The following is a 12,614-nucleotide window of genomic DNA, read 5'->3' on the forward strand; positions in this document are numbered from 1 at the left end:
GCAGGCACTGCCAGAGCGCGGGCTTACACTGACCGTCATGGCCCAGTATTTCAGCGTCCATCCCGAGAACCCGCAGCCGCGCCTGCTCAGGCAGGCCGTGGCGCTGCTGCAGGCAGGCCAGGTGCTGGCGGTGCCCACCGATTCCAGCTACGCCCTGGTCTGCCAGCTCGACGACAAGGCCGCGGCCGACCAGTTGCGCACCATCCGCGGGCTGGACGAAAAGCAGCTGCTGTCGCTGATCTGCCGCGACCTGAGCGAGCTGGCCAGCTACGCCCGGGTCGACAACGCGCAGTACCGGCTGCTCAAGCTCGGCACGCCGGGCCCGTTCACCTTCATCCTCGAAGCCAGCAAGGAAGTGCCGCGCCGAGTCAGCCATCCGCAGCGCAAGACCATCGGCCTGCGCGTGCCCGACCACCGCGCGCTGCTGGAACTGATCGAACTGCACGGCGCGCCGCTGCTGGCGACCACGCTGATCCTGCCGGACGAAACCGAGCCGCTCAACGACCCGGACGAGATCCGCGACCGGCTGGCCCGCCTGATCGGCGGCGTGATCGAGGCCGGTCCCTGCCCCTCGCAGGGCAGCACGGTGATCGACCTCAGCGGCGACGCGCCCGAGGTGCTGCGCCGCGGCCTGGGCGATCCGGCGCTGCTCGGCCTGGCATGACGGCGGCGCCCCGTGGCGCCGCCACGGTCTGAGACAATCGCCGCCGTGGACATCGCCGACATCATCCAGACCATCGCCATCTACGCCATTCCGGTGCTCTTTTCGATCACCGTGCACGAGGCCGCGCATGGCTACGTGGCCCGCCACTACGGCGACAACACCGCCGCCATGCTGGGCCGGGTCACGCTCAATCCGATCAAGCACATCGACCCGATCGGCACCATCCTGATGCCGCTCGGCCTGTACCTGATGACCGCCGGCGCCTTCGTGTTCGGCTACGCCAAGCCGGTGCCGGTCAACTTCGGCCGCCTGCGCCACCCCAAGCGCGACATGGTCTGGGTGGCGCTGGCCGGACCCGGCGTCAACTTCATCCAGGCCCTGCTGTGGGGCGCGCTGCTGATGGTGCTGAGCGGGCTGGGCCTCACCGAGCCGTTCTTCATCGAGATGTGCCGCGCCGGCGTGCTGGTCAACGTGGTGATGGCGGTGTTCAACCTGTTCCCGCTGCCGCCGCTGGACGGCGGCCGCATCCTGGTCGGCCTGCTGCCGCCCGGCCCGGCGATCGCCGTCAGCCGGCTCGAGCCCTGGGGCTTCTTCATCGTCATGGCGCTGCTGGTCGCCGGCATCGTCAGCCAGTGGTGGATGCGGCCCATGATGTCGCTCACCTTCGGGCTGCTCAACATCCTGCTAGCACCGCTGGCCGCCCTCTTCAACTGATCCCATGTCCTCCACCGCCACCCGCCGGGTCCTCACCGGCATCACCACCACCGGCACCCCGCACCTGGGCAACTACGTCGGCTCGATCCGCGCCTCGGTGCGCGCCAGCCGGCAGCCCGGCGTGCAGAGTTTCTACTTCCTGGCCGACTACCACGCGCTGATCAAGTGCGACGAGCCGGCACGCATCCAGCGCTCGACGCTGGAGATCGCCGCCAGCTGGCTGGCCGCCGGACTCGACCCCAAGCAGGTCATCTTCTACCGCCAGTCGGACATTCCCGAGATCCCGGAACTGACCTGGCTGCTGACCTGCGTCACCGGCAAGGGACTGCTGAACCGGGCCCACGCCTACAAGGCCATGCTGGACAAGAACGCCGCGTCGGGCCAGGAACCGGACAACGAGGTCACCGCCGGCCTGTTCATGTACCCGGTGCTGATGGGCGCCGACATCCTGATGTTCAAGGCGCACCAGGTGCCGGTCGGGCGCGACCAGGTGCAGCACATCGAGATGGCGCGCGACATGGCGGCCAGCTTCAATCACCTGTACGGCGCAGGGCAGGAGTTGCTGGTGCTGCCGGAGGCGCTGATCGACGACAACGTGGCGCTGCTGCCCGGCCTGGACGGCCGCAAGATGAGCAAGAGCTACGACAACACCATCGCCCTGTTCGGCCCGCGCGAGCAGCTGCGCAAGCAGATCATGGCCATCGTGACCGACTCGCGCGCGCCCGGCGAGCCCAAGGACACCGAGGGTTCGGCGCTGTATCAGATCTACCGCGCCTTCGCCAACGACGCCGAAGCCGCCGCGTTCGCGCGGGCCTTTGCCGACGGCATCGCCTGGGGCGACGCCAAGCAGCGCCTGTTCGAGCGCATCGAGCAGGAGATCGGCCCGATGCGGGCGCGCTACGAGCACCTGGTCGCGCACCCTGACGAGGTCGAGGCGGTGCTGCTGGCCGGCGCCGAGAAAGCGCGCCGCATCGCCACGCCCTTCATGCGCGAACTGCGCCACGCGGTCGGCCTGCGCGCCCTGGCAAGCCCGGTGCGCGCGGACGCACCGACGCCGGTGCCGGCCAAGGCGCAGCTGCCGGTGTTCAAGCAGTACCGCGAGGCCGACGGGCGCTTCTATTTCAAGCTGACCGATGCCGGCGGCCAGCTGCTGCTGCAGAGCAAGGGCTTCGAATCGCCGCGCGAGGCCGGTGGCGCCGTCAAGCGCCTGCAGACCGAGGGCGCGAGCGCACTCGGCGCGCTGCGCGACATGCTGGAACTCGGCGCCGACACCACGCCAGCGCTGCAGGACGCACTGGCCCGCCTGGCGGAAGCCAGCGCGGCCTGAGGTTGCACTGCGCGCGGCTCAGGTCGGCGTTCCGGACGGCCATAAACACGATCCGCAGCCACGCCTGCCGGGCATCTACGCCGGCGGGAACTCCAGCCTGACGTCGCCGCACTGCGCCCGGTGGCGCAGCGCGTGATCCATCACCACCAGTGCCAGCAACGCCTCGGCGATCGGCGTGGCGCGGATGCCGACGCAGGGGTCGTGCCGGCCCTTGGTGATGATCTCGACCGGCTCGCCGGCGGTGTTGAGCGAGGCGCGCGGCACCAGGATCGAGCTGGTCGGCTTGATGCCGATCGCCACCTCCAGATCCTGGCCGCTGCTGATGCCGCCCAGCACGCCGCCGTCGCGGTTGCTCTCGAACACCGCGCCAGGCAGCAGCGAGTCGCCGTGCTGGCTGCCGCGGTGCGCCACGCTGGCGAAGCCGTCGCCGATCTCGACGCCCTTGACCGCGTTGATCCCCATCATGGCCTGCGCGATGTCGGCATCCAGCCGGCCGTAGAGCGGCTCGCCCAGGCCGACCGGCATCCGCTGCGCCGTCACGCGCACCCGCGCGCCGCAGGAATCGCCGCTCTTGCGCAGCGCGTTCATGTAGTCCTCGATCGGCGTCACGTCGGCCACCGGAGCGAAGAAGGGGTTGTTCGGCACGTGCTCCCAGCTCTCGAAGCCGATCGCCAGATCGCCGACGTGCGTCATGCAGCCGCGAAAAGTGGTGCCGTAACGCTCGAGCAGCCACTTCTTGGCCACCGCGCCGGCCGCCACCGTAGGCGCGGTCAGGCGCGCCGACGAGCGCCCGCCGCCACGCGGATCGCGGATGCCGAACTTGCGCCAGTAGGTGTAGTCGGCGTGGCCGGGGCGGAAGGTCTGCGCGATCTCGCTGTAGTCCTTGCTGCGCTGATCCTGGTTGCGGATCAGCAGGCAGATCGGCGTGCCGGTGGTCCGGCCCTCGTACACGCCGGACAGGATCTCGACCCGGTCCGGCTCCTGGCGCTGGGTGACGAACTTGCTGGTACCGGGCCGGCGCCGATCCAGGTCGGGCTGGATGTCGGCCTCGTTCAAGGCCATGCCCGGCGGGCAGCCGTCGATCACGCAGCCGATCGCCGGCCCGTGGGATTCGCCGAAATTGGTGACGGCAAACAGCTTGCCGAGGGTGTTGCCGCTCATGCGCCGGATTATCGCAACACGGCTGCGGCGCCTTCGATCCGGTCGCGGATCAGGGCAGGTTCGGCTCGGTGTTCTTCGAGTCCTCTTCCGGCCAGTCGCGGATGTAGGCCTTGAGCATGCGGTTCTCGAAGTCCTGGCTGTCGACCACCGCCTTGGCGACGTCGTAGAAGCTGATCACGCCGATCAGCTGGCGGTTCTCGATCACCGGCATGTAGCGCGCGTGGCGGTTCAGCATCATGCGCCGCACCTCGTCCATCTCGGTGGCGGCGGTGCAGATCAGCGGGCCCGGGTCCATCGAGCGGTAGACCGACATGCCATCGAACTTGCCGCCGTTCTTCACCGCAGCCTGGATCACCTCGCGGAACGTGAGGATGCCGACCACGCGTTCGTGCGAGACGACCACCAGCGAACCGACGTCCTTCTCGGCCATCAGGCTGGCGGCATCGGCCAGGCTGTCCTCGGGGGTGATGGTGTAGAGGGCCTTGCCCTTGAGACGCAAAATGTCGCTGACGATCATGCTGTGGCTCCGCATCCGCCGTGCGGCGAGTTCGGCCCGCAATATAGCCCACAATATGCGCCGCTTCGCTCTGCGGCTGCAGAGCCCGACCCTGCAGGAGAGCCTATGCCCGGCTACGCCGACCCCGGATTCGACACGCTCGCAGTGCATGCGGGCGCCCAGCCCGACCCCGCCACCGGCGCCCGCGCAGTGCCGATCCACTTGTCGACCTCCTTCGTGTTCGACTCCAGCGACCACGCGGTCGCGCTGTTCAACCTGGAGCGCTCGGGCTACGTCTACAGCCGCATCAGCAACCCCACCAATGCGGTGCTCGAGCAGCGCGTGGCGGCGCTGGAGGGCGGCATCGGGGCGATTGCCACGGCCAGCGGCCAGGCGGCGCTGCACCTGGCGATCGCCACGCTGATGGGCGCCGGCGGCCATATCGTCGCCAGCACCGCGCTGTACGGCGGCAGCCAGAATCTGCTGAACTACACGCTGCCGCGCTTCGGCATCGAAACCACCTTCGTGAAGCCGGGCGACCTGGACGGCTGGCGCGCCGCGATCCGCCCCAACACGCGGCTGCTGTTCGGCGAGAGCGTGGGCAACCCGGGGCTGGAAGTGCTCGACATTCCGGCCGTGGCCGACATCGCACACACGGCCGGGGTGCCGCTGCTGGTCGATTCGACCTTCACCACGCCCTACCTGCTCAAGCCCTTCGACCATGGCGCCGACATCGTGTATCACTCGGCCACCAAGTTCCTGTCCGGCCACGGCACGGTGATCGGCGGCGTGCTGGTGGACAGCGGCGCTTTCGACTGGGACCACTCGGGTAGGTTCGCGCAGCTGACCGAGCCCTACGAGGGCTTTCACGGCATGGTGTTCAGCGAGGAAAGCACCGTCGGCGCCTTCCTGCTGCGCGCGCGCCGCGAGGGCCTGCGCGACTTCGGCGCCTGCATGAGCCCGCACAGCGCCTGGCTGATCCTGCAAGGCATCGAGACCCTGCCGTTGCGCATGGAACGCCATATCGCCAGCACCGAGAAAATCGTGCACTTCCTGGCCGAACACCCCTTCGTCGAGCGCGTGGGTCACCCGCTGCTGGAGTCGCATCCCAGCCATGTGCTGGCCAACAAGCTGCTGAAGTACGGTGGCAAGGGTGCCGGCAGCGTGTTCAGCTTCGACCTCAAGGGCTCGCGCGAGCAGGGCAAGAAGTTCATCGAGGCGCTGAAGCTGTTCAGCCACCTGGCCAACGTGGGCGACTGCCGCTCGCTGGTGATCCACCCCGCCAGCACCACGCACTTCCGCATGAGCGACGAGGCGCTGGCAGGTGCCGGCATCGGGCCCGGCACGATCCGCCTGTCGATCGGGTTAGAAGATGCCGATGATCTGATCGACGACCTGAAGCGGGCGCTGAAAAGCGCGGAGAAGACCGCGTGACACCGCGCCCTTATGAAGCGCGCGACGAAGCCGCCGTCATCGCCCTGTGGCAAGCCTGCGGCCTGACACGCCCCTGGAACGACCCACGCAAGGACATCGCGCGCAAGCTGGCGGTGCAGCCCGAGCTGTTCCTGGTGATCGAAGACGATGGCCGGATCGTCGCCAGCGCCATGTTCGGCTACGAGGGCCATCGCGGCTGGGTCAACTACCTGGCGGTGGCGCCCTCTCGCCGCGGCCGCGGGCTGGCGCGGCGCCTGATGGCGGAGGGCGAGGCGCGCCTGACGGCACTGGGCTGCCCCAAGCTCAGCCTGCAAGTGCGCGCGACCAACACCGAGGCGCTGGCCTTCTACCAGCACCTGGGCTACGGGCGCGACGAAGTGGTGTGCTTTGGCAAGCGGCTGATCGCGGACGCTTGAACAAGGAAAACAAGGAACGGGACATGCTCATCCAAGTCAACGGCGCCCCCATCTACGCCTACACCGGCGGCAAGACTTTCGACGCGGCCAAGCCCACCGCCGTGTTCGTCCACGGCGTGCTGAACGACCACAGCGTGTGGATCCTGCAGACACGCTACCTGGCCAACCATGGCTGGAACGTGCTGGCCATCGACCTGCCCGGCCACGGCCGCAGCGGCGGCAAGGCGCCGGAATCGGTCGAGGAAGCCGCTGGCTTCGTGATCAGTCTGCTCGCCAGCGCCGGCATCCCGCGGGCAGCCCTGGTAGGCCACAGCTTCGGTTCGCTGATCGCGCTGGAAGCCGCCGCGCGCGCACCGGCGCAGGTCAGCCACCTGGCGCTGGTCGGCACGGCGTTTCCGATGAAGGTGTCGCCGGCGCTGCTGGAAGCCTCGGTCAAGGCGCCCGAGCAGGCCATCCACATGGTCAACGTGTTCTCGCACTCGACGCTCAGCCCGCCGCCATCGACCCTCGGCGCCGGTACCTGGCTGTATGGCGGCTCGCGCGCGCTGATGCGCCGCGTGCTGGCCAGCAACCGCGAGACCAACGTGTTCTTCACCGGCTTCAAGGCCTGTGACAGCTACGTGGGCGGCGAGCAGGCGATGCAGGCCGTGCACTGCCCGACCCTGTTCCTGGTCGGCCGGCACGACCAGATGACACCGCCCAAGGCCGCCAGGGCGTTGGCGGCGCACGCCCGGCAGGCAAGAACCGTCGAGGTCAACGCGGGCCACGCACTGATGACCGAGGCGCCGGACGAGGTGCTGTTCGCGCTGCGCGACTTCCTGGCCGAGTGACAGCGGATCGGTCGCTTGGTGTTGAGCGACGCGAAGCCCAACCGAACCGAGCCCGCTGCGACCGCGCCTTGCAGGGGTTCACGGCGTTCACCTGCAACCCACTCGGCTCAGCCCGGCAGCTTGCTCTCTTTCTGTGAGCTTTCCGGCAGGGTCGGCAGGATGTCGGCCACCACCAGATCGACAAAGATGTCGTCGCCGCAGTCGCTGCCGGGCAGCGCGCGATCCGGCCGGAGCAGCAGCTTCTCGACCAGCGGGCGCAGCGGCTGGCGCGCCGGGTCGAACAGCAGCACATGGCGCGGCTCCTCGTTCTCGGTGTCGGTGCCCAGCTGGCCGACCCAGTCCAGCTCCTGCAGTGCGCCGATCACCGGCGACAGCTGCAAGGTGTCGACCTTGAGCCAGTTGGCCAGTTGCGGCAGCGTCAGCCCGCGGGTGCTTGTGTCGCGCACGCGGGCCAGCGCCTGCAGCACCTCGGTGGCCAGCTGGTATTCCCAGCCCGGCCCGCCGCCGCGCCGCGCCACACCCGACAGCAGGCTCGGCAGATAGGCCGCAATGACAGCGCCGAACAGCACGATCAGCCACGACAAGTAGATCCACAGCAGCAGGATCGGCAGCGTGGCGAAGGCGCCGTAGATCAGCGAATAGGTCGGGATGCGCGCCACGTACCAGCCCAGGATCTGCTTGGCCAGCGCCAGGAACACGGCCACGAACAGGCCGCCGGCCAGCGCGTGCCGCCACTTCACCGGTGTGTTGGGCACGAAGCGGTACAGCAGCGTCAGGCCCAGCGCCATCAGCGTGAACTGCACCACGTCCAGCGCCAGGTTGACGCCGTCGCCGATGTCCGGCAGCCAGCCGCGCGAGGCCGTCAGCACGTACGAGCTGATGGCCAGGCTGGCGCCCATCACCAGCGGGCCCAGCGTCAGCGCGGCCCAGTAGATCAGGATGCGCTGGCCCAGCGGGCGCTTGGTGCTGACGCGCCAGATCTCGTTCAGCGTCTGGTCGATGGTCAGCACCAGCGACAGCGCGGTGATGAACAGCACCAGCAGCCCGACGGCCCCCAGTTCATTGGCCTTGGTGGCGAACTGGGTCAGGTTGTCGAGCACGTTGTGGGCGATGCTGCTGGGGATCAGGCTGTCGATCAGCCACTGCTGCAGCGCCTCCTGCAACTGCGCGAACTTCGGGAAGGCGGTGAAGATGGCCAGCACCACGGCGAAGAACGGCACCAGCGCCAGCGTGGTGGTGAAGGTCAGCGAGCTGGCCGACAGACCGAGCCGGTCCTGCTGGAAGCGCTCCCACAGCGTCGCTGCCGTCGGCAGCACGGGAAAGTCGGTCACGTCATCGACGAAGGTCTTGATTCGCGACGCCAGTCGGTCGGGATTCATGCTCGTTATGATGCCACCGGCCATGAATTCCCCCGCCGTTGCCATCCGACCCGCACCGCCACGCGCCGTGCAGGCCACGCGCATCGTCGCGGTGCTCAGCCTGCTGGCGCTGATCGCGCTCGGCCTGGCCTGGGAGTTGTGGCTGGCACCGCTGCGTCCCGGCGGCTCGTGGCTGGCGCTGAAGGTGCTGCCACTGCTGCTGCCGCTGCCCGGCCTGCTGGCGAACCGGATGTACACCTACCGCTGGGCCTCGCTGTTCGTGTGGCTGTACTTCGTCGAGGGTGTGGTGCGCGCCAGCGGCGACAAGCCGCCCGGCGACCTGCTGGCGCTGCTCCAGATCGCGCTGTGCCTGATCTTCTTCTCGGCCTGCGCGCTGCACGTGCGGCTGCGCCAGCGCCATGCGCGTTCGATGGCGAAATGACCGCGCTGCGCTGACATGGGCACGCACGACGCCTTTCTTGACGGGCTGCGCCTGGCCGTGGGTGCGCGCCACGTGTTGACCGACGGCGAGCTCGGCGCCTACGAGCAGGACTGGCGCCGCCGCGCTCGAGGCCGCGCGCTGGCGGTGGTGTTGCCGGGCAGCACCGACGAGGTGGCGGCCGTGGTACGCGCCTGTGCGCGGCAGGGCGTGGCCATCGTGCCGCAGGGCGGCAACACCGGGCTGTCGGTCGGCTCGGTGCCCGACGCCAGCGGCACCCAGCTGCTGCTGAGCCTGAAACGGCTCCATGCCGTGCGCGCCATCGACACTGCCAACCTCACGATCACGGTGGAAGCCGGCTGCGTCCTGCAAGACCTGCAGGCTGCCGCCGAGGACGCCGGCCTGCTGTTTCCCCTGAGCCTGGCGGCCGAAGGCAGCTGCAGCATCGGCGGCAACCTGGCGACGAATGCCGGCGGCACCCAGGTGGTGCGCTACGGCAACGCGCGCGAGCTGTGCCTGGGGCTGGAGGTGGTGACGGCTCGCGGCGAGGTCTGGGACGGCCTCTCCGGCCTGCGCAAGGACAACACCGGCTACGACCTGCGCGACCTGTTCATCGGCAGCGAGGGCACGCTGGGCATCATCACCGCCGCTACCCTGAAGCTGTATCCGCAGCCGGCGGCGCGGCTGACCGCCTGGGCCGCCGTGCCGTCGATGCAGGCCGCCGTCGACCTGCTGGGTCTGGCGCATCGGCATCTTGGGGCGGGGCTGACCGGCTTCGAGGTGATGAACCGGTTCTCGCTCAGCCTGGTCGACAAGCATTACCCGCAGCTGCGCGTGCCCTTGTTCCGCGATTCACCCTGGTGCGTGCTGCTGGAGAACTCGGACCACGAGAGCGAGGACCATGCACGCGCCCTGTTCGAGCAATTGCTGGAATCTGCGCTTGAGTCGGCTTGCGTCACCGACGCCGTGGTCGCCGAAAGTCTGGCCCAGGCCAAGGCGCTGTGGCACATCCGCGAGAGCATTCCGCTGGCGCAGGCCGAGGAAGGCCTGAACATCAAGCACGACATCAGCGTGCCGATCTCGCGCATCCCCGCCTTCGTGACCGAGACCGATGTGCTGCTGGCGCGCGAGATACCCGGCGTGCGCCTGGTCGACTTCGGCCACCTGGGCGACGGCAACCTGCACTACAACGTGCAGGCACCCGAGGGCACCGACGCCGCAGCCTTCCTGCGCGAGCAGGAAGAACGCATCAACACGCTGGTGTTCGATTCGGTGGCGCGGCACCAGGGTTCGATCAGCGCCGAGCACGGCATCGGCAGCCTGAAAGCAGCCACGCTGCCACGCTACAAGTCGCCGGTGGCGCTGGGCCTGATGCGCGCCATCAAGCAGGCACTGGATCCGCAGGGCATCATGAATCCGGGCCGCGTACTGGCCCCGGGCCCGGCGTCAGACGGCGTTTAGGGCTGGGCCTCGGCCGGCTTGCCGCTGGTCGTGGCTGAGGCCTGGACTGGTGGCTGCCCGCCCACCGGCTTCGGCAGCGGCGCTTCGGCACCGACGAACTCGCCAAAGCCCGAGCCCGGCCAGGCCAGATCGGCCAGCGTGACGCGGTCGAGCTCGGCGAAATAGGCCTTCAGCGCGGTGTTCAGCGTGTGCTGCAGACGGCAGCCCGGCACCAGGCGGCAGCGGTTGGTCTCGGGGTCGAAGCACTCGACCAGGCGTAGGTCGGTCTCTGCCATGCGCACGATGTCGCCCAGCCGCACCTTGGTCGGATCGGCGCCCAGCCGCACTCCGCCACCACGGCCACGGGTGGTTTCCAGCAGGCCCTTGCGCCCCAGATCCTGGACGATCTTCATCAGATGGTTCTTCGAGATGCCGTACAACTCGGCCAACTCTCCGATCGTCGTCAGTTCATCCGGATGCGCAGCGCAGTGCATCAGCACGCGACAGGCGTAGTCGGTGTATTCGGATAGACGCATGGGAACCTAAAGATGCATTCATTGTATTGCTTTTAGCATCTCATGTGGATATGATGTATATCAAATACTTGTTTGCAGTTTCTGTTCCACTTATGAGTACATCACCGCTGCCGGCGCCAGCCCGCGTGCGTTCAACTGCCGCAAACCCCTCTGGCGCCGACGCGGCCTGGGGCTGGCCTGTCCTGCGTCTGGGCTTTCGGCCCTTCTATCTGGGCGCCGCTATCTTCGCGCTGCTGGCGATCCCATTCTGGCTGCTGCTGTGGTCGGGCAAGTCCGGCCAAACTCTCAGCTTGCCGCCACTGCTGTGGCACGCGCACGAGATCTTGTTCGGCTTCGCCATCGCGGTGATCGTCGGCTTCCTGCTCACCGCCGGCAAGGCCTGGACCGGGCTGCAGACACCGCGTGGCCCATTCCTGGGCGCGCTGATACTACTTTGGCTGGCAGCACGCATCTCCGCGCTGGGAGCGCCCTATGCGGTCTATGCGGTGCTCGACGTGGCGCTGCTGCCGGTGGTCGCCGGGGTGTTCCTGAGCGTACTGCTGCGCGCCAAGAACCGGCGCAACCTGCCGCTGGCCGGCATCCTGATGACGCTGGCGCTGGTGAACCTGGCGTTCCACCTCAACGTGCTGGAAGTGATCGAGTGGCCCGCGCTGCACGCGCTGTACGCCGCGCTGGCGCTGATCGTGATGATCGAGTGCGTAATCGGCGGCCGCGTGATCCCGTTCTTCACCACCAACGCCACGCCCGGCCTGAAGATCGCCGCTTGGCCCAGGTTCGAGTACCTGGTGCTGGCAGTGACCGGCCTCGCCCTGCTGAGTTGGGTGGCGCAGGCGCAAGGCGCCTGGTCGGTTGCCGTGCTGGCGCTGGCCGCGATGCTGCACTTCTGGCGCCAGCTGCGCTGGGCGCCGTGGAAGACCTTGACCCGCCCGATCCTGTGGATCCTGCACGCCGCCTACATCTGGATCCCGATCGGGCTGGCGCTGCTGGCGCTGGCGCAGGCCGGGCTGGTGGCACCCAGCGCCGGCATCCACGCACTCGGCGTGGGCGCCACCGGCGGCCTGATCATCGGCATGATCACCCGCACCGCGCGCGGCCACACCGGCCGGCCGCTGAAGGTCGGCCGCATCGAGGTCGCGGCCTACGCGCTGATGCTGGTCGCCGCCCTGGTGCGGGTGCTGTACCCGCTGGTCACGCCCGGCGCCGCCGTGGGCGCGCTGACGCTGGCTGCCAGCGCCTGGAGCCTGGCCTTCGCCCTGTACCTGTTCCAGTACGGCCCCTGGCTGCTGCGCACGCGCGCCGACGGCAAGGACGGCTGAGCCTTCTTCCGCGCCTTTTCCCTCCCTCACCCGAGCCAGGCATGGTGCCCGGCCGGGATCATCTTTCCAAGAAAGGACCTTGCGATGATGCCTACTTCCTCCGCTTGCCGCATCGACGTGCGCACGATCGAGCCCGCGCAGCGCCACGCGACCATCTTCAGTCGCTTTGACGAGCTCGCGCCCGAGCAGTGGATGGAACTGGTCAACGACCACGATCCGGCGCCGCTACACCAGCAGTTCGAAGCCCAGCGCCCGGGCATCTTCGAATGGGCCTACCTGGAGCGCGGGCCGCAGCGCTGGCGCGTGCAGATCCGCCGCGTGGCCGCCCTGGCAGCCGTGGCCGAAGACAACGATTCCTGCTGCTCCGGCGGCGCCTGCTGCTGAACGGCACGGCGCGGCGCCGCAACCGCGCGGCGCCCTGATCACGGGCCCGGCGCCGCTGCGCGCGCCCGGCGCCCCCGGTGCCAGCCATCGCCGCTGGCC

General features: G+C 68.8%; 14 protein-coding genes. 10 read left to right on the top strand and 4 right to left on the bottom strand.

The genetic code is table 11. The annotated features are described in order from the left end of the window. Positions 1-37: 37 nt before the first annotated feature. From PK606_RS01620 to PK606_RS01630, 3 genes are read left to right on the top strand one after another with little or no spacing between them, the layout of a single operon-like run. Positions 38-664 carry an L-threonylcarbamoyladenylate synthase gene (locus PK606_RS01620; protein WP_324559875.1) on the top strand — a complete coding sequence of 209 codons (627 nt, stop codon included), beginning with the start codon at positions 38-40 and terminating at the stop codon, positions 662-664. Between the two features lie 45 nt (positions 665-709). Continuing rightward, a complete protein-coding gene (locus tag PK606_RS01625) occupies positions 710-1,378 on the top strand; it encodes a site-2 protease family protein (protein WP_324559877.1) in 669 nt (222 codons plus the stop codon). A 4-nt stretch (positions 1,379-1,382) separates the two neighbouring features. Continuing rightward, positions 1,383-2,705 (top strand): tryptophan--tRNA ligase, encoded by a 1,323-nt coding sequence (locus PK606_RS01630; protein ID WP_324559879.1) that lies wholly within the window; start codon positions 1,383-1,385, stop codon positions 2,703-2,705. A gap of 75 nt (positions 2,706-2,780) precedes the next feature. On the opposite strand, the gene aroC is transcribed toward PK606_RS01630, so the two are convergent. After that, complete coding sequence (gene aroC, locus PK606_RS01635) at positions 2,781-3,866, bottom strand: chorismate synthase (protein WP_324559881.1); 1,086 nt, start codon at positions 3,864-3,866, stop codon at positions 2,781-2,783. A 49-nt stretch (positions 3,867-3,915) separates the two neighbouring features. Continuing rightward, positions 3,916-4,383 carry a CBS domain-containing protein gene (locus PK606_RS01640; RefSeq protein ID WP_324559883.1) on the bottom strand — a complete coding sequence of 156 codons (468 nt, stop codon included), beginning with the start codon at positions 4,381-4,383 and terminating at the stop codon, positions 3,916-3,918. A 105-nt stretch (positions 4,384-4,488) separates the two neighbouring features. Between PK606_RS01640 and PK606_RS01645 the strand changes: the two genes are divergently transcribed. Genes PK606_RS01645 through PK606_RS01655 form a run of 3 tightly spaced genes read left to right on the top strand, consistent with a single transcriptional unit; the run spans position 4,489 to position 7,042 of the window. Then, on the top strand, positions 4,489-5,796 hold the full coding sequence (locus PK606_RS01645) for an O-acetylhomoserine aminocarboxypropyltransferase (RefSeq protein WP_324559885.1): 1,308 nt from the start codon (positions 4,489-4,491) through the stop codon (positions 5,794-5,796). Next, positions 5,793-6,212 (top strand): GNAT family acetyltransferase, encoded by a 420-nt coding sequence (locus PK606_RS01650; protein ID WP_324559887.1) that lies wholly within the window; start codon positions 5,793-5,795, stop codon positions 6,210-6,212. The genes PK606_RS01645 and PK606_RS01650 overlap by 4 nt, the downstream gene beginning before the upstream one ends. A 23-nt stretch (positions 6,213-6,235) precedes the next feature. Continuing rightward, positions 6,236-7,042 carry an alpha/beta fold hydrolase gene (locus PK606_RS01655; protein ID WP_324559888.1) on the top strand — a complete coding sequence of 269 codons (807 nt, stop codon included), beginning with the start codon at positions 6,236-6,238 and terminating at the stop codon, positions 7,040-7,042. 107 nt (positions 7,043-7,149) lie between these two features. Here the strand turns inward: PK606_RS01655 and PK606_RS01660 are convergent, their stop codons facing one another. Further along, entirely contained in the window at positions 7,150-8,421 is a 1,272-nt protein-coding gene (locus PK606_RS01660; RefSeq protein WP_324559891.1) for a YihY family inner membrane protein, read from the bottom strand. Between the two features lie 22 nt (positions 8,422-8,443). Between PK606_RS01660 and PK606_RS01665 the strand changes: the two genes are divergently transcribed. Together PK606_RS01665 and PK606_RS01670 are read left to right on the top strand one after the other, a co-directional pair. Then, positions 8,444-8,842 carry a DUF2069 domain-containing protein gene (locus tag PK606_RS01665; protein ID WP_324559894.1) on the top strand — a complete coding sequence of 133 codons (399 nt, stop codon included), beginning with the start codon at positions 8,444-8,446 and terminating at the stop codon, positions 8,840-8,842. A 15-nt stretch (positions 8,843-8,857) separates the two neighbouring features. Further along, on the top strand, positions 8,858-10,300 hold the full coding sequence (locus PK606_RS01670) for an FAD-binding oxidoreductase (protein ID WP_324559897.1): 1,443 nt from the start codon (positions 8,858-8,860) through the stop codon (positions 10,298-10,300). Here the strand turns inward: PK606_RS01670 and PK606_RS01675 are convergent. Then, positions 10,297-10,815, bottom strand: a complete 519-nt coding sequence (locus PK606_RS01675) for an RrF2 family transcriptional regulator (RefSeq protein WP_324559899.1) — start codon at positions 10,813-10,815, stop codon at positions 10,297-10,299. The genes PK606_RS01670 and PK606_RS01675 overlap by 4 nt on opposite strands. A 92-nt stretch (positions 10,816-10,907) precedes the next feature. Between PK606_RS01675 and PK606_RS01680 the strand changes: the two genes are divergently transcribed. Beyond that, positions 10,908-12,131, top strand: coding sequence for an NnrS family protein (locus PK606_RS01680; RefSeq protein ID WP_324559901.1), 1,224 nt, complete (start codon positions 10,908-10,910; stop codon positions 12,129-12,131). Between the two features lie 84 nt (positions 12,132-12,215). Next, positions 12,216-12,515, top strand: a complete 300-nt coding sequence (locus PK606_RS01685; RefSeq protein WP_324559903.1) for a DUF2249 domain-containing protein — start codon at positions 12,216-12,218, stop codon at positions 12,513-12,515. Positions 12,516-12,614 lie beyond the last annotated feature (99 nt).

Origin of the sequence: Ottowia sp. (assembly GCF_035444425.1) — a bacterium.
GTDB lineage: Bacteria > Pseudomonadota > Gammaproteobacteria > Burkholderiales > Burkholderiaceae_C > Ottowia.

Excerpts from the sequence above, each read along its gene's own strand:
- PK606_RS01685 (WP_324559903.1), top strand. The coding sequence starts at position 12,216 with ATGATGCCTACTTCCTCCGCTTGCCGCATCGACGTGCGCACGATCGAG.
- PK606_RS01665 (WP_324559894.1), top strand. The coding sequence starts at position 8,444 with ATGAATTCCCCCGCCGTTGCCATCCGACCCGCACCGCCACGCGCCGTG.
- PK606_RS01640 (WP_324559883.1), bottom strand. The coding sequence starts at position 4,383 with ATGATCGTCAGCGACATTTTGCGTCTCAAGGGCAAGGCCCTCTACACC.
- PK606_RS01655 (WP_324559888.1), top strand. The coding sequence starts at position 6,236 with ATGCTCATCCAAGTCAACGGCGCCCCCATCTACGCCTACACCGGCGGC.
- PK606_RS01670 (WP_324559897.1), top strand. The coding sequence starts at position 8,858 with ATGGGCACGCACGACGCCTTTCTTGACGGGCTGCGCCTGGCCGTGGGT.
- PK606_RS01680 (WP_324559901.1), top strand. The coding sequence starts at position 10,908 with ATGAGTACATCACCGCTGCCGGCGCCAGCCCGCGTGCGTTCAACTGCC.
- PK606_RS01620 (WP_324559875.1), top strand. The coding sequence starts at position 38 with ATGGCCCAGTATTTCAGCGTCCATCCCGAGAACCCGCAGCCGCGCCTG.
- PK606_RS01630 (WP_324559879.1), top strand. The coding sequence starts at position 1,383 with ATGTCCTCCACCGCCACCCGCCGGGTCCTCACCGGCATCACCACCACC.
- PK606_RS01660 (WP_324559891.1), bottom strand. The coding sequence starts at position 8,421 with ATGAATCCCGACCGACTGGCGTCGCGAATCAAGACCTTCGTCGATGAC.
- PK606_RS01675 (WP_324559899.1), bottom strand. The coding sequence starts at position 10,815 with ATGCGTCTATCCGAATACACCGACTACGCCTGTCGCGTGCTGATGCAC.
- aroC (WP_324559881.1), bottom strand. The coding sequence starts at position 3,866 with ATGAGCGGCAACACCCTCGGCAAGCTGTTTGCCGTCACCAATTTCGGC.
- PK606_RS01645 (WP_324559885.1), top strand. The coding sequence starts at position 4,489 with ATGCCCGGCTACGCCGACCCCGGATTCGACACGCTCGCAGTGCATGCG.